Annotated in this window: 18 protein-coding genes; 17 read left to right on the forward strand and 1 reads right to left on the reverse strand. The window is 43.3% G+C overall.

The window, feature by feature from the left end:
* Nucleotide 1: 1 nt before the first annotated feature.
* From AAAH86_RS10150 to AAAH86_RS10170, 5 genes are all read left to right on the forward strand, one after another.
* The gene (locus AAAH86_RS10150; protein ID WP_343487853.1) at nt 2-571 is read left to right on the forward strand and encodes a cytochrome c; all 570 of its coding nucleotides are present in this window, start codon (nt 2-4) and stop codon (nt 569-571) included.
* Between the two features lie 18 nt (nt 572-589).
* The gene (locus AAAH86_RS10155) at nt 590-2,023 is read left to right on the forward strand and encodes a quinol:cytochrome C oxidoreductase (RefSeq protein WP_343487854.1); all 1,434 of its coding nucleotides are present in this window, start codon (nt 590-592) and stop codon (nt 2,021-2,023) included.
* Between the two features lie 25 nt (nt 2,024-2,048).
* Complete coding sequence (locus AAAH86_RS10160; RefSeq protein ID WP_343487488.1) at nt 2,049-3,242, forward strand: cytochrome c oxidase subunit II; 1,194 nt, start codon at nt 2,049-2,051, stop codon at nt 3,240-3,242.
* Nucleotides 3,243-3,278: 36 nt separating this feature from the next.
* Nucleotides 3,279-5,108 carry a cbb3-type cytochrome c oxidase subunit I gene (locus AAAH86_RS10165; protein ID WP_343487489.1) on the forward strand — a complete coding sequence of 610 codons (1,830 nt, stop codon included), beginning with the start codon at nt 3,279-3,281 and terminating at the stop codon, nt 5,106-5,108.
* 174 nt (nt 5,109-5,282) lie between these two features.
* Nucleotides 5,283-6,107: a DUF2807 domain-containing protein gene (locus AAAH86_RS10170; RefSeq protein WP_343487490.1), complete on the forward strand. Its 825-nt coding sequence runs from the start codon at nt 5,283-5,285 to the stop codon at nt 6,105-6,107.
* Here the strand turns inward: AAAH86_RS10170 and AAAH86_RS10175 are convergent.
* Nucleotides 6,104-8,362 carry an acyl-CoA dehydrogenase gene (locus tag AAAH86_RS10175; RefSeq protein WP_343487491.1) on the reverse strand — a complete coding sequence of 753 codons (2,259 nt, stop codon included), beginning with the start codon at nt 8,360-8,362 and terminating at the stop codon, nt 6,104-6,106. The genes AAAH86_RS10170 and AAAH86_RS10175 overlap by 4 nt on opposite strands.
* A gap of 73 nt (nt 8,363-8,435) precedes the next feature.
* Between AAAH86_RS10175 and ruvB the strand changes: the two genes are divergently transcribed.
* The 12 genes from ruvB to AAAH86_RS10235 all read left to right on the forward strand — a co-directional run bounded on the left by ruvB (nt 8,436) and on the right by AAAH86_RS10235 (nt 25,046).
* Complete coding sequence (ruvB, locus tag AAAH86_RS10180) at nt 8,436-9,458, forward strand: Holliday junction branch migration DNA helicase RuvB (RefSeq protein ID WP_343487492.1); 1,023 nt, start codon at nt 8,436-8,438, stop codon at nt 9,456-9,458.
* 120 nt (nt 9,459-9,578) lie between these two features.
* Nucleotides 9,579-10,334 (forward strand): hypothetical protein, encoded by a 756-nt coding sequence (locus tag AAAH86_RS10185; protein ID WP_343487494.1) that lies wholly within the window; start codon nt 9,579-9,581, stop codon nt 10,332-10,334.
* Nucleotides 10,335-10,617: 283 nt separating this feature from the next.
* Nucleotides 10,618-11,718, forward strand: a complete 1,101-nt coding sequence (locus AAAH86_RS10190; RefSeq protein ID WP_343487495.1) for a nickel-binding protein — start codon at nt 10,618-10,620, stop codon at nt 11,716-11,718.
* Between the two features lie 100 nt (nt 11,719-11,818).
* Nucleotides 11,819-12,217: a DUF4242 domain-containing protein gene (locus AAAH86_RS10195; RefSeq protein WP_343487496.1), complete on the forward strand. Its 399-nt coding sequence runs from the start codon at nt 11,819-11,821 to the stop codon at nt 12,215-12,217.
* A 247-nt stretch (nt 12,218-12,464) separates the two neighbouring features.
* Nucleotides 12,465-14,288, forward strand: a complete 1,824-nt coding sequence (locus AAAH86_RS10200; protein ID WP_343487497.1) for a sodium:solute symporter family protein — start codon at nt 12,465-12,467, stop codon at nt 14,286-14,288.
* Nucleotides 14,289-14,300: 12 nt separating this feature from the next.
* Nucleotides 14,301-15,230: a DUF4434 domain-containing protein gene (locus tag AAAH86_RS10205; protein WP_343487498.1), complete on the forward strand. Its 930-nt coding sequence runs from the start codon at nt 14,301-14,303 to the stop codon at nt 15,228-15,230.
* Nucleotides 15,231-15,307: 77 nt separating this feature from the next.
* Entirely contained in the window at nt 15,308-16,465 is a 1,158-nt protein-coding gene (locus AAAH86_RS10210; protein ID WP_343487855.1) for an AGE family epimerase/isomerase, read from the forward strand.
* Between the two features lie 7 nt (nt 16,466-16,472).
* Entirely contained in the window at nt 16,473-18,317 is a 1,845-nt protein-coding gene (locus tag AAAH86_RS10215; RefSeq protein ID WP_343487499.1) for an FAD-dependent oxidoreductase, read from the forward strand.
* An 80-nt stretch (nt 18,318-18,397) separates the two neighbouring features.
* Nucleotides 18,398-19,315, forward strand: a complete 918-nt coding sequence (gene queG / locus AAAH86_RS10220) for a tRNA epoxyqueuosine(34) reductase QueG (RefSeq protein ID WP_343487500.1) — start codon at nt 18,398-18,400, stop codon at nt 19,313-19,315.
* Between the two features lie 97 nt (nt 19,316-19,412).
* Nucleotides 19,413-20,873 (forward strand): sucrose phosphorylase, encoded by a 1,461-nt coding sequence (gene gtfA, locus AAAH86_RS10225; RefSeq protein WP_343487501.1) that lies wholly within the window; start codon nt 19,413-19,415, stop codon nt 20,871-20,873.
* A 94-nt stretch (nt 20,874-20,967) separates the two neighbouring features.
* Nucleotides 20,968-22,650 carry an MFS transporter gene (locus tag AAAH86_RS10230; RefSeq protein ID WP_343487502.1) on the forward strand — a complete coding sequence of 561 codons (1,683 nt, stop codon included), beginning with the start codon at nt 20,968-20,970 and terminating at the stop codon, nt 22,648-22,650.
* A gap of 86 nt (nt 22,651-22,736) precedes the next feature.
* Entirely contained in the window at nt 22,737-25,046 is a 2,310-nt protein-coding gene (locus tag AAAH86_RS10235) for an NADP-dependent malic enzyme (RefSeq protein ID WP_343487503.1), read from the forward strand.
* Nucleotides 25,047-25,136: the final 90 nt, after the last annotated feature.

Raw genomic sequence — 25,136 nt, forward strand, 5'->3', positions numbered from 1 at the left:
GATGAAACAAGTTGTAAAAGCGACATTGGTGTTGGCTGTGATATTGGTTTTGGCTTCTTGTGCCAATAAGAACGAACCAAACTATCAGTACATGCCCAATATGTACGAATCTGTGGGGTATGAAACCTACGAAGAAGTCGATAATGGACTGTTCCCGATGGGTACCGAGGCAATGACTCCGCCAGAAAATACCATCTCACGCGATTGGTTGCCTTATGAGTTCGAGAACACTCCAGAAGGAAAGGAATTGGCGCGTTTGCAACCAAGTCCACTAGATTCATTGAACACGGAGAAAAACTTGGCTGCCGGCATGCAACTATACACGGTTTATTGTGCAATATGCCATGGTGATAAAGGCGCCGGTCAGGGCACCCTGGTCAAACGCGAAAAAATATTGGGTGTGCCAAGTTATGCTGATGAGGCTCGAAACATAACCGTTGGCAGTACCTACCATACCATGTATTACGGACTTAATTCAATGGGTTCTTATGCTTCTCAAATGGCCAGTGAAGAAGAGCTATGGCAAGTTGCCGAGTATGTGATGAAATTGAAAGAAGACCTAACAAAATAACTAACGTAACCATAGATGATGTACACGTTTTCAAATAGGTTAAAAATCGGTTCAGTGGTCATGATGGCTTTGGGGCTCATCTTTTTGGTCATAGGATTCATCAGTGCACCCAGTACGGTTGAAGAGGCCAAAGAAATGGTTGCCGCAGCACACGCTGACGGTCATGGAGGGCATGGTGTGGCGACTGGGCATGTAGAGGAAGACGCCGGCCACCAAGATGAAAAACGATATGAAGGTGAAATGACCCCAGACGTGCCATTGGAAAAAGGCCATGGTGATGTCGTAAAAAGAGGAGGCGCCCACAACTCAGACGGTGACCAAATCTCTCATGGCGAGTCACACGATGCGGCCCATGACGAACATTTGCTGCACCAACTGCAGAATCGACCATGGGCGGCATTGTATGTTGCAGCCTTTTTCTTCTTCATGATTTCATTGGGGGTCTTGGCCTTCTATGCGATACAACGTGCTGCACAGGCAGGTTGGTCTCCATTGCTTTTCCGAGTTATGGAAGGTATTACAGCTTATCTCGTGCCCGGCGGTATCATTGTTTTTGTGATTTTGGTTCTGTCCGTAATGCACATGAACCATCTTTTTGTTTGGATGGATGCCGATGTGGTTGCACACGACAAACTGTTGCAAGGTAAAGCGGGGTATCTGAACCCAACTTTCTTTTTGGTACGCGCTGCTTTGTTTTTGGGCGGATGGATTTTCTATCGCGAATATTCCCGTAAGCTATCATTGCGACAAGATGAGTCGAACGACAACACCAACTTTGTAAAGAATTTTAGATGGTCGGCCGCCTTTTTGGTGTTCTATCTGATTACAGAATCAATGATGTCATGGGATTGGATTATGAGTGTTGACCCACACTGGTTCAGCACCCTGTTCGGTTGGTATGTTTTTGCGAGCATGTTCGTATCGGGTATCACCGTGATTGCCATGGTGAGCATCTATTTGAAATCGAAGGGATATTTAAAAGATGTAAACGACAGCCACATTCATGATTTGGCAAAGTTTATGTTCGGAATCAGTATTTTCTGGACCTACCTTTGGTTTGGCCAGTTCATGCTGATTTGGTATGCGAACATTCCTGAAGAGGTAACCTATTTTGTGACCCGTATTGAAGATTACAAATTGCCATTTTTTGGTATGGTTGCCTTGAATTTTGTATTCCCATTACTGGTTTTGATGAACAGTGATTATAAGCGGGTCAATTGGTTTGTTATAATGACGGGAATCGTTATTCTGTTTGGTCATTATTTGGATGTTTTCAATATGGTGATGCCAGCAACAGTAGGAGACCAATGGCATATAGGAATTCCAGAAATAGGAGGTATTCTGTTCTTTGGTGGTTTGTTCATTTTCTGGGTGTTCAACACCTTGACCAAAGTTCCCTTACAACCCAAACGAAATCCATTTTTGGAAGAAAGTAGACAGTTTCACTATTAAGTAGTATACGCAAGAAAGAGAGACGATGACAACATTATTGATATTGACGGTTCTGGTTTTGGTGGCGATTGCGATATGGCAAATGACCAAAATTTTCGAATTGTCTCAATTAAGGGCTGACCGATCGGTTTCAGAAATTGCCAATGATTCTGACAACAATTACAATGGCTATTTGCTGTTCGGCTTCTTGATTTTTATCTATGGCATCACTATTTTCAGTTTTGCAAAATATTCAAAGGTACTTTTGCCTGATGCGGCCTCAGATCATGGTGCGGGCTACGATCAACTGATGTGGATTTCCTTTGCCATCATTTTCTTCGTGCAGACCATTACCCAAGCCCTATTGCACTATTATGGCTATAAATACCGAGGTAAGGAAGGAAAAAAAGCGCTTTTCTTTGCCGATAACGACAGGCTCGAGTTTATTTGGACCATCATTCCCGTGATTGTTTTGGCGGGATTGATTATTTGGGGATTGTATTCTTGGACAAATATTATGGATGTCAACGACGAGGATGACCCTCTGATCGTTGAACTATATGCACAACAGTTTAATTGGACGGCCCGTTACGCCGGAAACGATAATGTACTGGGCGATGCCAGCGTGCGTTTAATTGATATCAACAAAGCCAATGTGCTTGGGTTGGATGAGTCAGACCCCAATGCGGCTGACGATGTGATTGTAAGAGAGCTGCACCTGCCCGTTGGTAGAAAGGTGAATTTCATGATGCGCTCCCAAGATGTGCTGCACTCTGCTTATATGCCACATTTTAGGGCACAGATGAATTGTGTGCCAGGTATGATTACACAATTCTCGTTCACGCCAACGGTAACTACTGAAGAGATGCGGTTGAATCCCGATGTGGTTGATAAAGTGAAGCGAACCAATAAGATAAGGGCTGAAAGAGCGGCCAATGGTGACCCCGACTCAGATCCATGGGAGTTTGACTATGTATTGCTCTGCAACAAAATCTGTGGTAAGTCACACTATAACATGCAGATGAAAATCATCGTTGAAACGGAGGAAGAATACAATGCTTGGATGGAGGAGCAAAAGACCTTTAAGGAGACTGTTATGGTTGACGATGCCACCCAACCCGCATTCAATACCGCCAAAGGTGCTGATGATGAAATGGGTATGGAAGAAGAGGCCGAAAAGCCTGAAGACAAAATGGAAGAAATGATTGAAGAGACGGAAGCCAAACCCGACTCTCTATAAAATAAAGCTAGAAAAAGAAATTTAAAGTAAAGAATTATGTCTGCAGTAGCACATACTCACGTAGATGACCATGGGCACGACGATCACGGGCATCACCATAAAGAGACTTTTATAACAAAGTACATCTTTAGCCAAGACCATAAAATGATTGCCAAGCAATATTTTATCACAGGCGTCTTGGCAATGGGTTTCATTGGCATTGCAATGTCACTGCTTTTTAGAATGCAATTGGCATGGCCTGGTGAATCGTTCCCCGTTTTTGAGGCCATTTTAGGAAAGTGGGCACCAGATGGTGTCATGGACGCAGACATCTATTTGTCATTGGTCACCATGCACGGTACCATCATGGTATTCTTTGTATTGACGGCAGGTCTGAGCGGTACGTTCAGTAACCTTTTGATACCCTTGCAGATTGGGGCACGTGATATGGCTTCCGGGTTTTTGAACATGCTTTCCTATTGGATGTTCTTTATCTCAACGGTAATCATGGTCATTTCACTCTTTGTAGAGGCAGGACCAGCCGCTGCGGGATGGACGATTTATCCGCCCTTAAGTGCACTGCCGATGGCACAGCCAGGCTCTGGTGCGGGTATGACCCTTTGGTTGGTTTCTATGGCGATATTCATTGCGTCGTCACTGTTGGGTTCTTTGAACTATATCGTGACCGTATTGAACTTGAGAACAAAAGGCATGACCATGACACGTCTGCCATTGACCATTTGGGCCTTTTTTGTGACAGCAATCATCGGTGTGATTTCTTTTCCTGTACTATTGTCAGCAGCGTTGTTACTGATTATGGACAGAAGTTTCGGCACTTCCTTTTTCTTATCGGATATTTTTATTCAAGGCGAGGTATTGCACTATCAAGGGGGGTCGCCCGTACTTTTTGAGCACCTGTTCTGGTTCTTGGGTCACCCTGAGGTATATATCGTAATTCTGCCCGCAATGGGTATCGTATCAGAAGTGATGTCGGTCAACGCAAGGAAACCTATTTTTGGGTATCGTGCCATGATCGCTTCCATTTTGGCAATCGCCTTTTTGTCTACCATAGTTTGGGGGCACCACATGTTCATTTCAGGTATGAACCCCTTTCTAGGATCGGTATTTACTTTTACGACCTTGTTGATTGCGATCCCATCCGCAGTAAAAGCCTTTAACTGGATAACGACGTTATGGAAAGGAAACCTACAGCTCAATCCGGGCATGTTGTTTTCCATTGGTATGGTATCCACCTTCATCACAGGAGGTTTGACAGGAATCATTCTGGGCGATAGTGCGCTCGACATCAACGTACACGATACCTATTTTGTGGTTGCACACTTTCACTTGGTGATGGGCATATCGGCGCTGTATGGGCTATTCGCTGGCGTGTACCACTGGTTCCCGAAAATGTTCCAGGGCCGTATGATGAACAAGAACTTGGGCTATGTACATTTCTGGATTACCGCGATTGGTTCCTACGGAATTTTCTTCCCGATGCATTTTGTGGGCATGGCAGGGGTGCCGAGACGCTATTATCAAAACACGGCTTTCCCAATGTTTGACGAATTGACTGATGTTCAGGTATTGATGACCATATTTGCCATTGTTACCGCAAGTGCCCAATTAGTGTTCGCTTTCAATTTTGTAAGAAGTATTTTCTACGGAAAACGCGGTCCTGTAAATCCATGGAAGGCAACTACGTTAGAGTGGACGACGCCCCAAGAGCATTTTCACGGCAACTGGGCAGGTGCCATACCACACGTACACCGCTGGCCTTATGATTATAGCAAGACCTATGAAAATGGGGAATACATCATAGAAGGTCAAGATTTTGTGCCACAAACAGTGCCACTTCAAGAAAACGAAGAAGAGCTCAACCATTAAGCGCTTGAGATAAAAGTAAAACTAAACCATCCGTCTTTGGCGGATGGTTTTTTGTTGGCTGACTTTGGCATTATGATTGTACTTTTTTTAAATATCTTTAATCAGTAATTGACCCCTTGAGGGGACTTTAGGGGTGTCTTCCATTAACGGATGTTTCCCAAAATTGTATTCGTCATGAAAAAAGTACTTCCATTTCTCTTTGTGTTACTCACCATTTCATTGGCTGCTCAACGAAAACCCAAGATCAAGGGCAATCGAGTGGTGACCGAGGTCAGCGATGAACTGCCGCCCTTCAATGCCATCATTTTAGAGGATGATTTGGAAATTACTTTGAAAAAATCGTTCGGTCCGGGCTATGATATTGAGGCCGACGATAATTTAATTGATATCCTAAAGTTCACGATTGAAGACAGTACGTTGGTCATTTCTTCCTTTTACGAGGTTACGGCGAGCAAAAAATTTGACATTGCCATCAATTTCACCGAACTGAATGCGATTACCCTGAAGGAAGGGTATATCAAAAGCGAGGATATCATTTCAAGTGAGACCTTTATGGCCGATGTTTTTGGCGATTCAAGACTTGACGTTAGTGTAAATGCCGGAGTGATGGATTTGAACTTGGAGGATGTCAGTACTGGGGATTTCAATCTTGATGTTGATTCACTCAATGTCACCATGAAAAAACGGGCAGATGCATCCATTTATTCCGTCAGCGGTTCAAAAAAAATACAGCTTCAAGAAAATGCTGATTTAGAACTGGAAGGAACCACAGATTTGTTGGAAACTTCGGTTTTTGATGACGCCAAACTCAAGGCCCGCAAGCTTGAAGCAGCTACAATCAAACTAATGGCCAACAGTGCTGCCAATGTACAAATCAATGCCTTTAAAGCACTGGAACTTTCGGCGTCTGGCAATTCAAGGGTACAGCTCTATGGCAATCCGAAGATTACGGTATTGGAGTTTCTTGACACCACCCAGCTTGTTAAGCGTGAAGATTAGATGATAGGCGCGGTCATCAAATGCTCAGGAATGGCAAAACCTGCTACCAGTGCTTTGGCATGTGGTCTGAGCTCTGTGCTCAACCGTTCTACCCGCTGGCGGATGGCCTTTGACTTTGTGCTGCCCAAATAGCCTTGTTCAAGATACCATGAGGCATTTTTTCGAATGATCGACAATCCGTGAAGCGCCCCCAATTGGTACAGCAACTCTTGATATTCTTTGTCATCGACCTCTTTTACAAATTCATAATACCATTTCATGGCCAAAGCATCACTGTAGGCTTTGCCAAGCTCTAGCAAATGGGTCTGCGTCTTTAGAAAAGCCTGATAGCTTGGCACTCCTTTTTTGATATAGTTTCTTATACGCATGGCGACGGTATAGGTCAACCTTCGCAACCTGAAATCAAGGGCATGCAAGTGAAATTTCGGATTGTAGAGGTGCTCTCTGTCCACTTTATTTGAATACGCTGGATTTATAGTGGCAATTTTATCAGAAATGCGGCTACCCAACAGTTTGAGCACACTTATAAATCCGCCCGAATTGAACTCGGCCCTAAAACCAGAAAGCACCCCTTTGGCTGCCAATTGCAGTAAAACAGTATTGTCGCCTTCAAAAGTGGTAAAGATGTCGGTGTCATTTTTTAAGTCGGCAATTCGGTTCTCCAAAAGATAGCCCTTGCCACCGCAGGCCTCACGACATTCTTGAATGGTTGCTGTTGAAAACCATGTGATGATGGCTTTGAGCCCTGCAACTTGGGTTTCTATTTTTCGTTTGTCACCTTCACTGACCGCATACTCGTGCATGGCTTTCTGCAGTACAGCATGGTACACATAGGTTGAAGCCACTTTGGGGATAAGCCGAAGTTGATGGCTGGGATAATCCATGAGCAGGTCTTCCTGCATTTTGATATTATCATTGAACTGCCGCCGCTTCATGGCATAGTTGACAGCAATTGCCAATGACATTTTGGCTCCGGCCAATGCCCCCTTGGCCACACAAATACGACCGCCCACGAGTGTGCCCAGCATGGTGAAGAATCGTTTGTTCGGATTTTTGATGTTTGAACGGTAATTTCCGTTTTTGTCGATGCCGCCATAATTGTCAAGTAGATTCTCAACCGACACCTTTACTTGGTCGAACCAAATTTTACCATTATCCACACCGTTCAATCCCAGTTTATAACCATTGTCTTCGATAGTAATGCCTGGTAGCGTTTTGTGGTTTTCATCCCTCAGGGGAACCAGAATGGCATGGACCCCCCTGTTCTTTCCATCGACCAACAGTTGGGCAAAGACTGTTGCCATGGTAGAGTGCAGTGCATTGCCAATATATTCTTTGTTGTCATTTTTGCCCGGAGTATGAACAACAAGTGCACGTTCACCATGAATGTAGGTAGCCGTAGTCTTGATACCGCGAACGTTACTGCCATGCCCTGTTTCGGTCATGGCAAAACAACCCAATAAAGTCGCTTTTCCTGCAGCTTCGAGATATTGGTCATGGTGTCTTTTGCTTCCCAGATTATGGATGCTTCCGCCGAATAGGCCAAACTGCACCCCAAATTTCACTCCGAGACTTCCATCAACGTACATCAAATGTTCAAAAATGGAAGCATAACTTTCGATATTCCCTTTCCCACCATAGGTTTTGGGATATGCCAAAGCACCCCATCCATCCATGGCCAAAACCTTTACCTGTTCCAATACTTTGTCACGGGCTTTTTCTTTGTCACGAATGATTTCCCAATTAAAAATTCCTTGGTTTAAAAACCCTCTAAAAGACTCGACGTCAGCAATAAAATTACGGTTTAGGATTCGGTCAATTTCTTTGGGGCGATATCGTTCAGAATAGGTTTGGTGAACCACTTCAACATTGAATAAATGGTTGTAGTGGTTGGGCTGTATGCCCAAGTTTTGTTCTATTTCTTGTAAATGTACGTTCGGTGCACAGGTATCACAGTAAAATTGGGCAACTTTTCTTGAAAAAGCCTCAAGAGGATAATTTTCACTTTCTATGAGTGTGGCATTGCTATCGGTAATAACCTGTTGCCAATTTTTGACCTCGCTATCCTTCGGGGGCTTCTCTCGCACCAACCAAGACCGTAAACGGGTTTTGTCTTGTGGGGTCAGTGAATGATCAGATTCCACAGCTTTTTTAATGACCTGTACTTCAGAAGCGGATAGTAAATCGTCAGCCCAGATGACATAAAAGAACGGTATGTAGGGCAACACCCCATTACTATATGTAGTTGAAACCATGAGCTGAAATTACAATAAATCAGATTATAATGTCTGAGAATGTTACCGTGTAATTACGTTATATTTGTTTGAAATGAACGAGCATTTAGACCCAACAAGGGAACACTTTTCACAGGAGGAACTCGATATAGAGCGCGCCCTTCGGCCCATCACTTTTGATGATTTTACCGGGCAGGAGCAAGTACTTGAAAACCTCAAGATCTTTGTACAGGCAGCCAACCAGCGTGATGAGGCACTGGACCATACCTTGTTTCACGGCCCCCCGGGATTGGGAAAAACGACTTTGGCCCATATTTTGGCCAATGAACTTGGCGTGGGCATTAAAGTCACATCTGGCCCAGTGTTGGACAAGCCTGGGGATTTGGCAGGCTTATTGACCAACCTTGAGGAGCGCGACGTACTGTTTATTGACGAAATCCATCGGTTGAGTCCGATTGTAGAAGAGTATCTGTATTCTGCCATGGAAGATTACAAGATTGACATCATGATAGAGACAGGCCCGAATGCCCGTTCCGTTCAAATCAATCTCGCCCCATTTACGTTGGTAGGGGCTACCACGCGCTCAGGATTGCTGACCGCACCTATGCGCGCTCGCTTCGGAATATCAAGTCGATTGAATTACTATGATACCGAACTGCTCTCGACCATTGTGCAACGTAGTGCCGATATTCTAAAGGTGCCCATTACCAATGAGGCGGCCATAGAAATTGCTGGGCGAAGTCGCGGTACTCCACGAATCTGTAATGCTTTATTACGTAGGGTGCGTGATTTTGCACAGATTAAGGGTGACGGTAATATTGATATCGATATTTCAAAGTTTGGCCTTAAAGCGCTTCATGTCGATGCCCATGGTTTGGATGAGATGGACAATAAGATTCTTACCACCATCATTGACAAATTCAAAGGTGGCCCCGTGGGTATCACGACGCTTGCCACAGCAGTCTCTGAAAGTGCCGAGACCATTGAAGAGGTCTACGAGCCCTTTTTGATCCAACAGGGGTTTATCATGCGCACACCTCGTGGGCGTGAGGTTACTGAATTGGCCTACAAGCATTTGGGAAGAATCAAAGGTGGCGAACAGCCTGGCTTATTCTAACGCTTAGCTTGGCGTTGTCGGCCTCGGCAAGATTCAGCCTTTTGAAAGGCTAGGGATACACCCCTTCATTTGATGATAGAGGCAGAACCAAGCGTAATTTTTAAGGTAAAGTTAAGTCCAATGGGAAAGCTGGCATTCCATATTTATTTGGTTTTTTCCCCAATACTCTTTTCGACTTTGTATTGCCAAGAGTTGGAAGAAACGTCAAATAGGGGTATTGAATTTTCTGGCAGCATCAACCTGAACACCAACGGCATCTCGCCTGTACCGGCCTTTTCTTTGGATAAACCTTCGGTTATCGGCATTTTTTCATTGAAAAGAAAACGGTTTGGTTTCACTCCAGAAATGGCTTTTTCCACCAAGGCAAAACCATGGTTCATCAACCCACGTATTACTTATGAGATGATTGATGGTGAAAAGTTTGGTTTTAGCCTGTCTGCACTGTATAGTTTTAACTTTACGTATCCTGAAGAATTGATTGGCAATACGTTGCAATCAACAACCGTAGTCGAGCATTATGCGTTGTTGCAATCCAATTCAATCTATTCCATATCGGCGAAGTTATCGATTGGGCTGACCACATTTCATGGTTTAGGACTTCAGAATGCCTCCATACAACGTGGTAATTTTTTCATTCTGGCCGCAAACATCACCAAGCTGAAAATCACGGAAAATCTATATCACAGTCTATTTCCACAATTGGTATATGTTGATTTGGATGGTGATAGCCAAGGCCTTTTTGTTTCCACAATCTATGGCATAGGGCATAAAAAATGGCCTTTTTTTCTGTCCACTCAATTGACCCACGCCGCGGCCACGAATATTTCTCCCAATCCGGGTTTTAAATGGAATGTGGGGTTGACCTACCATTTTTGAGAGGTTTTTGAAAGAATTGTTGGCTTAAAGAGAAAACGAGGATTTACATTTTAGTCGCTTATAAGTCAGTGATTGAGGATTTGAAAAATTTGTTTAAAAGCACAAAATTGAAAAAAAACCGAAGCCAAGTGCCTCAGGTTTGATTTTTTTAAATCCTACTGTTTCGAACCATTTTTACCATAAAATGAATCATTTTTCATATTTTAAATGATAAAAGTTCCTTTTCTTACATAAGAATAGAAGTGAATGAATCATATTTTGCATTCACTTAAAACTGTTTTCGATGCCCATCTTTATGGATCGTCATATTGTACCTGGCATTGAGGCCAAGCATGCCGCCCAAGCACATCGCGAAGACCTAAAGATTCAAGATGAGTATGGATGCCGCTGCATGACCTATTGGGTCGATGAAGACCGAGGTAGTGCTTTTTGTTTGATTGACGCGCCCAATGAGGAATCTGTAAAAAAAATGCATGATAGGGCGCATGGTTTGGTGCCTCACGAAATTGTGCAGGTGAACAGCAATGTGGTCGAAGCATTTTTAGGGCGTATTGAAGACCCAGATGGCTACTACGACCCAGATGAACCAGATCTTAAAATTTTCAATGACCCCGCCTTTCGCATTATTTTGGTAGCCCGGGCAGACGATTCCAAATTGCTAAAAAATAGACTAGGCTCAAAAAAAGCGGAAAGACTATTGGCCTTGTACCATGAAATCATTCGAGAACAAGTAAACGAGAACCAAGGTCGGGAAGTGGAGCTGAAAGGGGAGCGATTCATCGCTTCTTTCGTATCGGTCACCCAAGCCTTTGCTTGTACCAAGGGCGTTCAAAAAGGACTTCATGTTGCAGGCGAGCTGATTGGCCTACGAATGGGGCTTAATGCGGGAATGCCTGTCACCAAAGACAAAAGTATTTTTGGCGACGTCATTAGAATGGCAGAATATCTGTGTCTAACGGGTGTTCCCAATCAGACGATAATGGCTTCCATTATCAAAGAACTTTACAAAGATGACGGGCAATACAATATTGGCGACAAGGCTTTATTCAAATCCATATCGCCTGCAGACGAAAATGTGCTTCAACTGCTATTGGATGTGCTGAGAGACCATCATGCAAATCCACAATTCGGCATACAGGATTTCTGCAAAAAAACGGGCATGAGCAAATCAAAACTCTATCGCCAAAGTACCTCGCTTTTGGGTTTGTCACCCAATGAACTGGTACGCGAATACCGTCTCAAAAAAGCCCTCTCCTTTTTAAAAACTGACCGAAATATTGCTCAAACTGCCTTTGATTGCGGTTTTGGTAGCCCCTCGTATTTTACCAAATGCTTTCAAGACCGATTTGGCCTACAACCTTTGGCCTACCAAAAACTGGCCTGAACCTTTTGGTTCAATTCTCTTATTTTTTGGTTTTTTCTTGATAGTCTTCGCCAGTAGGCTTTTTTAGCTTTGATTTTATAAAACCAAAAATTCAAAAGCGATGAAAACAAAGTATGTACTCACTTTAATGTTGGGCCTTTTTATAAGCCTTGCGGCGTACTCACAAGATCAAACTGAAATGAGAAAGAAAATGCAAAAAGAAATGATGCAAAAAGAGAATCCAATGAAAACCTATGTGATCGAGCGTGAGATTCCCGATGCAGGAAAGCTAACCGGAGAACAGTTGAAGGGCATATCCCAAAAATCGTGCTCAGTGTTAAAAGAAATGGGTTCGGGTATTGAATGGCTACATAGCTATGTGACCGATGATAAAGTATTCTGTGTTTATAAGGCAGAAAACAAAGAACTTTTGGTAGAACATGCCAAGCGAGGCGGTTTTCCAGTGAATTCGATTCAAGAATTAGCAACCAAGATTGGGCCAGAAACTGCAAATGAATAAGACAATTTAATAAATTGAACACTTGTTTTTTAGCGTTAAATCTATCCTCAAAGTTGAGTAAAAAGCAAACACACAACCATCTTATAAAAACCGAAGCCAAGCGCCTCGGTTTTTATCTTGCGGCATCTCAAAGGCTGAGTTTTTGAAAGAGGAAGTCCTAAAACTTTAAAATGGCTTGGCCAAACCAAGGCTATTAGTTTCTTTTAGAACTTTCCTTATCTTAGATTACTAACCCAACCAAAACCAAATGACCCTCTCCCCATGGGATATTGCTATCGTGATTGCCTATATAGTCGGTGTCTTGGCCCTTGGGTTTTACCTTTCCAAAAAATCATCCAAGAATCTTGAATCTTATTTTTTAGGGGGAAATGAATTGCCATGGTACTATTTGGGTCTCAGCAATGCCTCGGGTATGTTCGATATTTCAGGTACCATGTGGAGTGTGGGCATTCTTTTTATCTACGGACTGAAGAGTGCTTGGCTACCTTGGCTCTGGCCTGTTTGGAACCAAGTCTTCGTTTTTGTCTACCTCGCCATTTGGATGCGCCGTTCAAACGTGATGACCGGGGCCGAATGGATTACTTTTCGCTTTGGCGATGGTAGGGGAGCCAAACTGTCCCATATCATCATAGTTGTTTTTGCGGTCATCAGTGTATTGGGCTTTATCGCCTATTTCTTTGAAGGCATCGGTAAGTACAGCACCTCGATATTGCCTTGGGACATGTCGTTCGATTTCTTTGGGTATCACATATCCTCCGCTCGTAGTTATGCCTTGATCATTTGTGGCTTGACCTCTCTTTACACGGTCAAGGGGGGCATGCACAGCGTGGTCGCAACAGAAGTGATGCAGTTCATTATTATGACCATCGCCTGTATCGGGGTGGGTATTGTTGCGTACAATATGGTTTCTTTCGAACAGATTTCAGAGGTTGTGCCCGCTACATGGAACCAACTATGGTTCGGTTGGAACTTGGATTTGGATTGGAGTAATTCAGCTTTTCCTAAAGTCAACAACAAAATTGCTGCTGATGGTTTTGACCTCTTCGGTATTCTGTTCATGCTGATGGTGTTGAAAGGAATTTTTGCATCCATTGCAGGGCCTGTTCCCAGCTACGACATGCAGCGTATCTTGGCGACAAAAACTCCCGCCGAAGCTGCTAAAATGAGCTTTTTGACTGTCTGTGTTTTATACATCCCACGCTATTTTATGATTATTGGGTTTGCTGTTTTGTCTTTGGTCTATCTTGGCCCCGAATTGCATGCCATGGGCGATGCCATTGACTTTGAACAGGTGCTGCCCATGGCCATCAACAAGTTTCTTCCTGTCGGATTGAAAGGGTTAATGCTTGCCGGTTTTTTGGCCGCCTTTATGGGCACCTTCGCTGCATTTGTGAATTCGGCCCCTGCCTATATCGTGAATGATATTTATAAAAAGTACATCAGGCCAGAAGCTTCTGATGGGCGATTGGTCAGATTGAGCATTCTATCGTCATTGGGTTTGGTAGTGGCTGGCATTGCATTTGGTTTCAATGCCGGGTCTTTGAACACGCTCATCTTATGGTTGAGTTCTTCCCTCTACGGGGGTTACGTTGCGGCGAACGTTTTGAAATGGATTTGGTGGCGCTTTTCGGGCAACGGTTATTTTTGGGGAATGCTCTTCGGATTAATCGCTTCTACGGTCAAGTTTTTGTTCTTCCCTGACTATGTCGATATTTTTGTTTTCCCGATTATTTTTGCTTTTTCAATGTTGGGCTGTGTTATCGGAACCTATCTCGAACCTTTGCCAAATCGAGAACAGATCAAACAATTTTACAAACAGACCAAACCATGGGGCTTCTGGGGGCCGATTAAAAAGGAAGTGATGGCTGAAGACTCAGATTTTGTTCCGAATATGGACTTTAAACGCGATAGTTTCAACATTGTAATCGGCATCATTTGGCAAATGGCGCAGGTAGTCATCCCGATATATTTTATGTTGCGCCAAAACACCGAAATGGTCATTTGGAGCGCTATTTTAATATTGACCAGCTATTTGTTGAAGAAACTTTGGTGGGACAAACTAGAAACCTAAAACCTTTTTAAAATGCAAATCACAGGAACCTTTTTAGACGAGATCAGTCATGATATCCCACACCAAAACTGGGGGGAAAAGGAGTGGAATGCCGATTTTGCGCACATGAAAAAAATAGGTATCGACACAGTAGTACTGATTCGTGCGGGCTACAAGAGGTTTTTGGCCTATCCGTCAAAATATCTTATCGGTAAAAATGACTGCTTTGAGCCACAAGTCGATATGGTACGGTTGTTCTTAGAACTGGCTGAAAAATACGGTATGACCTTTTTTTTTGGCACCTATGATAGTGGAAAATATTGGGAAACCGGCGATATGCGGTATGAGATAGATGCAAATCTGCATGTTATTGAAGAGGTTTACAAAACCTACGGTCATTATAAAAGTTTCGGTGGATGGTATTTGAGTTTAGAACTGAGCCGAAAAACCAAGGGAGTAGTAGAATCCATAACTAAATTGGGCAATCAATGTAAGGCGATAAGCAATGGGTTGCCTGTATTGATCTCTCCGTGGATTGATGGTAAAAAGGCTGTGATGGCAGCCTCTAAGCAGATTACAAAAGACAATTCAATTTCTTTGAAGGCGCACGAAAGAGAATGGGATGAAATCTTCGATGGCATTAAGAACAGCATCGATATTGTTGCCTTTCAAGACGGGCATGTCGATTATAATGACCTAGAGCACTATTTACGATTGAATAAAACGCTCGCAGAAAAGTATGGGCTGCAGTCTTGGTCAAACTCTGAATCTTTTGATCGCGATATGCCCATTAAGTTTTTGCCCATCAAATGGGAAAAGCTTTTGTTTAAGTTGGAAGCTGCAAAACGTGCAGGTTGTGAAAAGGCGATTACCTTTGAATTTTCACATTTTATGAGTCCGCAGTCGGCGTATTTGCAGGCAGGCCATTTGTACAATCGGTATATGGAGCATTTTTCGAGTTAAATCAAAAGATTGGATTGTCCCCTTGAGGGGACTTTAGGAGTGTTCTCTAAATTAGAAAACGGATTATTATAAACTAAATTTTGAACCACTACGCCGAAACATATAAAAACGAACTCCTCAACGAGGTCGTCCCGTTTTGGGAAAAAAATTCCTTGGATAAAGAGTATGGAGGGTATTTCACCTGTATTGACAATTCTGGTGAAATTTATGATACCGATAAATTTATATGGTTGCAGGCCCGCCAAATATGGATGTTTGCGACGCTTTGCCAAAAAGTGCAAAAAAATGAAGCGTGGAAGAAAATTGCGATGCACGGAGCACGCTTTTTGGAAAAACAGGGTCGGGATGAATTCGGTAATTGGTACTTTTCATTAAACCAAAAAGGTGAGCCTTTGGTGCAACCCTATAATATTTTTTCAGATTGTTTTGCTGCGATGGCCTTTGGTAAATTGTATGAAATAGAGCCCAAGGAACGTTATGCCGAAATTGCCAAGACCACTTTTGAGAATATTTTAAAACGTCGAGAAAATCCCAAAGGAAAATATAATAAAATCTATCGAGGTACGCGAAATCTTCAGAATTTTGCCCTTCCGATGATTTTGTGCAATCTTTCGCTAGAATTGGAACACCTTCTAGGAAGCGAACAAGTTGATAGCGTGACCGATTCTGTGGTTAATTTGATCATGAACAAATTCTATCATAAAGAAAGCGGGCTTGTTCTTGAGAATATTTCTGTTGGGGGTGAATTTGTAGATAGTTTTGAAGGAAGGTTATTGAATCCCGGTCATGCCATCGAGGCAATGTGGTTTATCATGAATTTGGGCATTCGCAAAAAGGATATCGATTTAGTCAAAAAAGCTGAAAAAATTATGTTTCAGCAATTGGAATATGGTTGGGATAACGAATATGGTGGAATCTTTTATTTCATGGATATCAAAAACCATCCGCCCCAACAATTGGAACATGACCAAAAACTGTGGTGGGTGCATGTGGAGACCTTGGTGGCTTTGGCAAAAACGTACACCTGTACCCAAAACGATAAGGCAAAGAAATGGTTTGAGAAAGTACATGATTATACATGGAACCATTTTCGGGACAAAGAAAACGGCGGTGAATGGTACGGCTACCTTAATCGGAAGGGCGAAGTGCACCTGAATTTAAAAGGAGGCAAATGGAAAGGGTGCTTTCATGTGCCCCGTGGATTATTGGAGGTATGGCAAACACTTGAAAGATAAATATAGAATGCGATACTTTTTAGCAATCTTTTTTTGCTTTGTAGGCTTGTTTTACTGCAATGGTCAAAACCAAGTCGATATTCTTATTATTGGCGCGGGCGCGGGCGGAACGTCAGCAGGTATTCAAGCGGCACGAATGGGCCCCAAGGTACAGATTATTGAGGCCAGCCCATGGTTGGGCGGTATGTTGACCTCTGCAGGAGTCTCCGCCATCGATGGCAATCACGAAATGCCCGCTGGAATCTGGGGTGAGTTCAGACAAAAATTGCGTGATCATTATGGTAGGGCCGAGGCACTTGAGACCGGATGGGTCAGCCACACGCTTTTTGAGCCTTCGGTGGGCAATAAAATACTTCAGCAAATGGCCGATATTCCCAATCTCAACACCACATTCAATGCTCTTTACACAGATGTTAAAGAGGATGCAGAGGGCTGGCAAGTTACCTACACACAAAAAGGCAAAACGCATTATACGAAAGCTAAAATTCTTATCGATGCCACTGAAATCGGAGAACTGTTGCCTCTGGTTGGAGCTGGTTTTCGTTTGGGCATGGATTCTAAAAACGAGACAGGAGAAATTGAGGCACCAGAGGTCGCAAATGACATCGTACAAGATTTGACCTATGTCTTGACCTTAGAAGATGTTGGAAACAGAAAAGATAAAAAAGGATTGGTCAAACGTCCCAAAAATTATGATGCAAAGGCCTATGAATGTGCCTGTAACCGCAAAGATGGTGAAATGTTCGGCGGGGTTTCGAACTGTGAACAAATGCTCAACTATGGGAAGTTGCCCAACAACAAGTACATGATGAACTGGCCCAATTGTGGAAACGATTTTTATGTAGATTGGCCCAATATGACTGCAGACGAGCGACAAGAAACATTGAAAGAGGCAAAAGCCTTCACGCAAGGCTTTGTGTATTACATCCAAAATGAATTGGGCTATAAAAATCTTCGCGTGGCTGAGGAATTTCCGACGAAGGACAACTTTCCGATGATTCCGTATGATCGCGAGGCCAGAAGAATCAAGGGGAAAGTCTTTTTGACAGCAGATCATTTAGAACGACCATACGATTTCAATTTATATAGAACAGGCATTGCAGTGGGTGATTATCCTATCGATCATCATCATGATAAGAATCCTAAAGCGCCCGAAATCGACTTCATCAACATCAAAGTGCCAAGCTATAATGTACCGTTGGGGAGTTTGGTTCCCGAAAAAACGGAAAACTTTATAGTGGCGGAAAAAAACATCAGCGTATCGAATATTGTGAACGGTACAACCCGTTTGCAACCAGTGGTTTTAGGAATCGGCCAAGCTGCAGGGGCCTTGGCAGCAACTGCAATTCAAGAAGGTAAAAAACCATCTGAGGTTTCCATTCGAAAAGTGCAAAATGCCCTTTTGGAAAACAATTCTTATTTGATGCCCTTTATAGACGTGAAAAAAGAACACCTTGGGTTCGCTTCAATGCAACGAATCGGAGCAACCGGAATTCTAAAAGGCTATGGTATGCCCTATAAATGGGCCAACCAAACATGGTTCTATCCTGAACGGATCGTATCGGAATACGAATGGAAACAAGGTCTATTGCACTATTATCCTAAATTGGAAAAAGTACATGCTTCAGGTGCGGGAATGACACTTTCATTCTTCAAATCGTTGACACAGCTTATACATCCTGATTATCCGATTTCCTCCATCCAAGAAAATTGGAGAGACTGGAATATTGAACAAGAGTATGATGAAAAAATTTCTTTGAACAGAAAGACCATCAGTATCTTGACAGACAAGGTTTTGAATCCGTTTGAGAAGGACATTGATTTTGAGGGAAATGTAATTGGCATTGAATAGGCTTTTAAAAAGTGGGCCTACTTTAGTTTTTCCCAAATCGCAAGGGATTGGCTAAATAATCATAAAAAAATCTTTGTAAGATGGGCAAAAGTCAATATTCAAAATTGATAAAAACCGAAGCCAAGCGCCTCGGTTTTCTGTCTTGCGGTATCTCAAAGGCTGAGTTTTTAGAGGAGGAGGCACCCCGGCTGGAAGCATGGCTCAAAAAAGGCATGCACGGCGAAATGCAGTATATGGAAAACCATTTTGACAAACGCTTGGATCCAACAAAACTGGTCGAGGGGTCAAAGTCTGTCATTTCGCTTTTGTTGAACTATTATCCATCTGAAGAGCAAAATCCAGATTCATATAAAATCTCAAAATACGCTTACGGAACAGACTATCACTTTGTCATTAAGGATAAACTCAAAAACCTGCTCTATTTTATTCAAGAAGAAATCGGTGAAGTTCATGGTCGCGCTTTTGTCGATTCCGCTCCAGTGCTCGATAAGGCATGGGCTGCCAAAAGTGGACTCGGATGGATGGGCAAGCACAGCAATCTCTTGACCAAAGAAGTGGGGTCGTTCTACTTCATTGCAGAACTCATCGTTGATTTGGAACTGGAGTACGACTCGCCCGTGACAGACCACTGTGGCACCTGTAAGGCCTGTATCGACGCCTGCCCCACACAGGCAATCGTTGAACCCTATGTCGTTGATGGCAGCAAATGCATTTCCTATTTCACAATTGAACTCAAAAATGAAATTCCGACTACCCATAAAGGTCAATTTGATGATTGGATGTTCGGCTGCGATGTCTGTCAAGACGTATGCCCTTGGAACCGTTTTTCAAAATCACATGACGAACCTTTGTTCAATCCGCATCCTGAATTGTTGGAAATGTCAAAACAAGATTGGGATGAGATTACCGCGGATGTTTTTAAAAGAATCTTTAAAAAATCGGCCCTAAAGCGAACGAAATTCTCCGGTTTGAAACGAAATATTGACTTTTTGAAATAAATCTTTAGCTACTCTAACGTTTGCGTAAATCAAGTGTTGAAACGAAGGTGCAATTTTTCCTATTATTGTAATCCTTGATTTTTACGCTACACTTAGAATGAAGAACAAAATACAGCTGATTACCTACGTTGACCGTATCGCTTGTAAAAATATTTCAGAACTGAACCGACTCATTCAGAATGAGTTTGAAGGTTTGTTTGGCGGGGTGCACATCCTTCCATTTTTTTATCCGATTGATGGTGAAGATGCCGGTTTTGATCCCATTGACCACCAAAAAGTGGATCCCAGACTGGGAGATTGGGGTGACGTAAAAAATCTCAGCAAAACCGTTGGTGTCATGGCTGATTTGATAGTCAATCACATGTCTGCCGATTCTGAAGAGTTCAAAGACTTTCTGGCAAATGGTAAGGCTTCAAAATACGCTTCTTTGTTTCTGACCTATGATAAAGTGTTCCCCAACGGAGCAACAGAGGGTGAGCTACTTCAAATTTATCGTCCACGACCTGGTTTCCCGTTCACAAAGTTCAAACTATCCGATGGTTCACAACAATTGGTGTGGACGACCTTTACCCAAAAACAGATTGACATCGATGTGTATTCTGAGGGAGGTGCAACCTACTTGGAGACCATTTTGAACCTGTACGAAAAGGCTGGTATCACCATGATTCGTTTAGATGCTGCAGGATACTCCATCAAAAAGGCGGGCACTTCGTGCTTTATGATTCCAGAGACCTTCGAATTTATCGATACACTCACGCAAAAGGCGCACCAACACGGTATCGAGGTCTTGGTCGAAATACACTCGTTCTATAGAACCCAAATTGAAATCGCCAAAAAAGTAGATTACGTGTATGATTTTGCGCTCCCTGTTTTGGTGTTGGATACGCTTTTCAATCAAAATGCTGAAAATCTAAAGAATTGGTTGAATATTTCTCCGAAAAATGTGATTACGGTGTTGGATACCCATGATGGCATTGGTATTGTGGATGTCGCATCCGAAGGAAACGAAAAAGGCTTGATTCCTGATATGGTTCTTGACAATATCGTAAACAAAATTCATGCAAATAGTGAAGGAAGGAGCTTGAAGGCAACCGGGGCCGCTGCTTCAAATCTAGACCTATACCAAGTGAACTGCACCTATTTTGAGGCCTTGGGCAAGGATGAAAACATGTATTTGATGGCTCGGGCCATTCAGTTCTTTGTGCCCGGTATTCCACAGATATATTATGTCGGACTTTTTGGGGATGATAACGATATGGAGCTGTTGGCAAAGACCAATGTGGGGCGTGATATCAACAGGCACTATTACACAAGGGATGAAATCCTCAAAAAAACAGCCAGCCCGATGTTTGAAAAATTGGCCGAGTTGATGAAAATACGAAATGGGCACGATGCTTTTAACGGTCAATTGGAGTTATCTGATACTGGCAACGATGAGCTCAAAATAAAATGGACCAACGAATCAGAGTGGATCCAACTCGACCTCGACCTCTCGATTATGAAAATGCAGATAGAAGGAACTTTGAATGGTGAAGTAAAATCACTGTTTTCAATATAAGAACAAAAAAACACTATCTTGAAAAACAAAGCTTTCCAAGGCCATCAGTGGAAATGATGTTTGGAAGAGTGCCAACTAAACTAAACTTAAGAAAATGGTGAAAATCAAAAAGCCCCAACTCAGTTTTTGGCAAATATGGAACATGAACGTTGGGTTTTTCGGAATCCAATTTAGTTTTGGTCTTCAACAGACAGCCGTGAGCCCCATCTTTTCTTTTTTAGGGGCACACCATGATGAACTGCCACTTTTAAATTTAGCAGGACCGGTAACTGGTCTTTTGATTCAACCAATTATCGGCGCTATTTCTGATAAGACATGGTCTCCAAAATGGGGTGGTCGTAGAAAGCCTTTCTTTCTGATTGGTGCCATTTTGGCAAGTTTGTGTTTGTTCGCATTTCCTTTTAGTCCTGAACTGTGGTTTGCTGTTGGACTTTTATGGATTTTGGACGCAGGAAACAATACGGCGATGGAGCCCTATCGTGCTTTTGTGGGCGATAAGCTACCAGACAAGCAGTTGACCTTTGGCTACCAAATGCAGAGTTTGTTCGTGGGCGCGGGCATCACTTTGGCCAATTTGTCATTGTTCGCGTTTCAACATTGGTTCAGTACGCCCACAGATGGGGGAGGCCTTTTTGACACGGCTAGTGAAGGTGTTTCTTCAATTCCCACTTGGGTGTATTATTCGTTCTTTTTGGGTGCTCTGGCCTCGATAGGTACGGTGATGTGGTCGGTTTGGAAAACACCGGAAATTCCTCCAACAGATGAGGAATTGGAAGAAATTAAAAAGCACAATGAGGGTACACCATCACCGATTATTCAAATACTCAGCGTACTTTTTGTCATTTTTTCTGTTCCATTGTTATTGGGCTATTTGGTTGGTGAACTGTACCCACGATTATGGGACAACATCAATCTTTGGGTAATCATTGTATTGGTGTTTGCTTTTTTCTGGCTCTTTTTCCTATATCGGATTATCAGGAACAACACCAACAATACGACCATTAAAAAGTTGGGTGAAACTTTGGATCCCCTGATAGAAGCTGCCGAAGCCATTGGGATGATGCCCGGCTTTTTATGGAAGCTCGCCGCGGTCTATCTATTTCAGTGGTATGCCCTGTTCGTGTATTGGCAGTTTATGCCACCCATGTTGAGAACCAGTCTTTTTGGTATTTCAAATGAGGATAACGAGAGATTTGAATCTATCATGACCTCATTCAAAGAAGGAGCTGAAATCAGTGCACAAGACATGTCATTCGCTGAACAAATACAATCTTTGGCAGAGCAAGCCCTGGGCCATGCAGGTTTGATGAACGGCACCTATAATTTTGTGACCATGCTGGTTGCTTTGGCTTTGGTACCTGTGGCAGCTAAAATTGGGTCAAAATTGGTTTATGTGGTCTGTTTGTTCTTGACCGCAATTGCAATGCTGAGCATGCCCTATATCACCGATAAATGGTTGCTGTTGGCGCCAATGGTGCTGTTCGGTATTGGTTGGGCAGCTATGATGGGCATTCCTTATGCGATGGTGTCAAAGGTGATTCCCGAAGAAAGGCGCGGGGTGTATATGGGTATCGTAAATATGATGATTGTGATTCCTATGCTGATACAGACGGTTAGTTTTGGTCCTATCATCAAGAATGTGCTGAATAATGACGCTACTCATGCAATACTTTTTGGCGGTGTTTTCTTTGTAATTGCCGGAATTCTTGCCATGCGCCTCAATTTACCGAAAGAGAAATTGGACAATCAATTGGATGTTGAGATTCCATCCGAATAAATATTGAATCACAGACGACTCATTTAGGTAAAGGGTATTTTTCAAAAAGAGGAATACCCTTACCTTTATCCCCTTAGCGATAAACCATGAGCAAAGAAAAACAGCGACGAGAGGCATTGATTTATCACGCCAAACCACAGCCGGGCAAAATCAAGGTGGTGCCCACCAAACCGTATGCCACGCAACGTGATCTGGCCTTGGCCTATTCCCCGGGTGTTGCGGAGCCCTGTTTAGAGATTGAAAAGAACAAAAATGAAGTCTATCGCTATACGGCAAAGGGCAATGTGGTTGCCGTGATTTCAAACGGTACGGCGGTTTTGGGCCTTGGCAATATTGGACCAGAAGCTTCAAAACCGGTGATGGAAGGCAAGAGTTTGTTGTTCAAAATCTTTGCAGATATCGATGGGATTGATATTGAGTTGGATACTGAGGATGTCGATAAGTTTGTGGAAACCGTCAAAATTATCGCTCCAACCTTTGGCGGAATCAACCTTGAGGACATCAAAGCCCCAGAAGCTTTTGAAATAGAACGCAGACTAAAGGAAGAGCTGGACATTCCCGTGATGCACGATGACCAACACGGTACCGCCATCATCTCGGCCGCTGCATTGCTCAATGCCCTCGAATTGGCCAATAAAAAAATAGAAGACGTGACCATCGTCATCAGTGGTGCGGGCGCGGCTGCAGTTTCGTGCACTCGGTTGTACAAGGCATTCGGCGCAAGAGCGAAGAACATAGTGATGCTCGACAGTAAGGGCGTTATTCGGGCAGATAGAAAAAGTCTTTCCGATGAAAAGAAGGAATTTGCGACAGGTCGAAAAATAGATACGCTTGAAGAGGCCATGAAAAACGCCGATGTGTTCATTGGTCTTTCGATAGCGGATATTGTGTCTCCCCAAATGTTGAAATCGATGGCCAAGAACCCCATCGTTTTTGCCATGGCGAATCCGAATCCTGAGATTGCCTATGATTTGGCCTGTAAGACAAGAGACGACATTATCATGGCAACGGGCCGCTCTGACAATCCGAATCAGGTAAACAATGTACTGGGCTTCCCTTTCATATTCCGGGGTGCATTGGATGTCAAGGCAACCAAAATCAATGAAGCAATGAAAATGGCTGCCGTTCGCGCACTGGCCGATTTGACCAAAGAACCGGTACCAGAACAGGTAAACATCACTTACGACACCAAACGACTGACCTTTGGTAAAGACTACATCATACCCAAGCCCTTTGACCCCCGTTTGATCACCAAAATACCACCTGCCGTTGCCAAAGCGGCCATGGATAGTGGTGTGGCCCGAACCCCCATAGAAGATTGGGGTCAATATGAAGAAGAGCTGTACCAACGCTCGGGCAATGACAACAAAATTGTTCGTTCACTGCACAACCGCGCCAGGGTCAACCCAAAGCGCATCGTTTTTGCGGAAGCTGAACTGCTCGACGTCATCAAAGCTGCACAGATTGTACATGATGAGGGTATCGCGCACCCCATTCTTTTGGGCAATGAAGAAACCATCAAAAAGCACAAAAGAGAACTTGATTTTGATGCCGAGGTGCCCATTATAGACCCCAGATCTGAATCTTCAAATGCTATTCGCACGATGTATGCCGATAAACTCTGGCAATCTCGAAAGCGCAAAGGCGAAACACGCTACAGTGCCCGCGTCAACATGGGAAAGCGAAACTATTTTGGATCCATGATGCTGCTTGAAGGTGATGCTGACGGAATGATTTCTGGATATTCAAGGTCGTACCCAAAAGTATTGAAACCTGTTTTTGAGGTATTGGGCAAGGCAGCGGGAGTGACCAAAGCGGCCACCGTAAACATTATGGCCACCGAGAGAGGACCTTTGTTTTTGGCGGATACGTCGGTAAATATCAATCCGAATGCTGAGGAGTTGGCCGAAATTTCGTTGATGACGGCCAATTTGGCCAAGACTTTTGGCTTTACCCCCGTGGTAGCGCTGTTGTCGTATGCCAATTTTGGTTCTTCGAACCATCCCCATGCACGTAAGGTGAGGGAAGCGGTGCGTATTTTGCACGAGCAGCATCCCAATCTGATTGTCGATGGAGAGATTCAGACCGATTTTGCACTGGAGCAAGAATTGTGCAAGAACAACTTTCCGTTTTCAAAACTGGCGGGCAGAAAGGTGAACTGTTTTGTATTTCCAAATTTGGAATCGGCCAACATTACCTATAAACTGTTGAAAGGATTGAACGATGCCGATTCTATCGGTCCGATTATGTTGGGGCTGCGACGATCGGCCCACATCCTCCAATTGGGGGCAAGCGTAGAAGAAATGGTGAATATGACAGCAGTAGCCGTGATTGATGCGCAGGAACGTGAAAAAAGAAGGAAAGCCAAAACTGAAAAACAGACGAAACAATCTTAGCTGTGATGAATTGGAATTTTTTCATTCTGAGTAGGCAGTAATACTTTACAAACGATTCAAGAGTCTAACATCCAACATCTAGCATCTAAC

Origin of the sequence: Allomuricauda sp. d1 (assembly GCF_039592695.1) — a bacterium.
Lineage (GTDB): Bacteria > Bacteroidota > Bacteroidia > Flavobacteriales > Flavobacteriaceae > Flagellimonas_A.

Coding starts and splice junctions, on each gene's coding strand:
- AAAH86_RS10150 (WP_343487853.1), top strand. CDS start 2: ATGAAACAAGTTGTAAAAGCGACATTGGTGTTGGCTGTGATATTGGTT.
- AAAH86_RS10155 (WP_343487854.1), top strand. CDS start 590: ATGTACACGTTTTCAAATAGGTTAAAAATCGGTTCAGTGGTCATGATG.
- AAAH86_RS10160 (WP_343487488.1), top strand. CDS start 2,049: ATGACAACATTATTGATATTGACGGTTCTGGTTTTGGTGGCGATTGCG.
- AAAH86_RS10165 (WP_343487489.1), top strand. CDS start 3,279: ATGTCTGCAGTAGCACATACTCACGTAGATGACCATGGGCACGACGAT.
- AAAH86_RS10170 (WP_343487490.1), top strand. CDS start 5,283: ATGAAAAAAGTACTTCCATTTCTCTTTGTGTTACTCACCATTTCATTG.
- AAAH86_RS10175 (WP_343487491.1), bottom strand. CDS start 8,362: ATGGTTTCAACTACATATAGTAATGGGGTGTTGCCCTACATACCGTTC.
- ruvB (WP_343487492.1), top strand. CDS start 8,436: ATGAACGAGCATTTAGACCCAACAAGGGAACACTTTTCACAGGAGGAA.
- AAAH86_RS10185 (WP_343487494.1), top strand. CDS start 9,579: ATGGGAAAGCTGGCATTCCATATTTATTTGGTTTTTTCCCCAATACTC.
- AAAH86_RS10190 (WP_343487495.1), top strand. CDS start 10,618: ATGCCCATCTTTATGGATCGTCATATTGTACCTGGCATTGAGGCCAAG.
- AAAH86_RS10195 (WP_343487496.1), top strand. CDS start 11,819: ATGAAAACAAAGTATGTACTCACTTTAATGTTGGGCCTTTTTATAAGC.
- AAAH86_RS10200 (WP_343487497.1), top strand. CDS start 12,465: ATGACCCTCTCCCCATGGGATATTGCTATCGTGATTGCCTATATAGTC.
- AAAH86_RS10205 (WP_343487498.1), top strand. CDS start 14,301: ATGCAAATCACAGGAACCTTTTTAGACGAGATCAGTCATGATATCCCA.
- AAAH86_RS10215 (WP_343487499.1), top strand. CDS start 16,473: ATGCGATACTTTTTAGCAATCTTTTTTTGCTTTGTAGGCTTGTTTTAC.
- queG (WP_343487500.1), top strand. CDS start 18,398: ATGGGCAAAAGTCAATATTCAAAATTGATAAAAACCGAAGCCAAGCGC.
- gtfA (WP_343487501.1), top strand. CDS start 19,413: ATGAAGAACAAAATACAGCTGATTACCTACGTTGACCGTATCGCTTGT.
- AAAH86_RS10230 (WP_343487502.1), top strand. CDS start 20,968: ATGGTGAAAATCAAAAAGCCCCAACTCAGTTTTTGGCAAATATGGAAC.
- AAAH86_RS10235 (WP_343487503.1), top strand. CDS start 22,737: ATGAGCAAAGAAAAACAGCGACGAGAGGCATTGATTTATCACGCCAAA.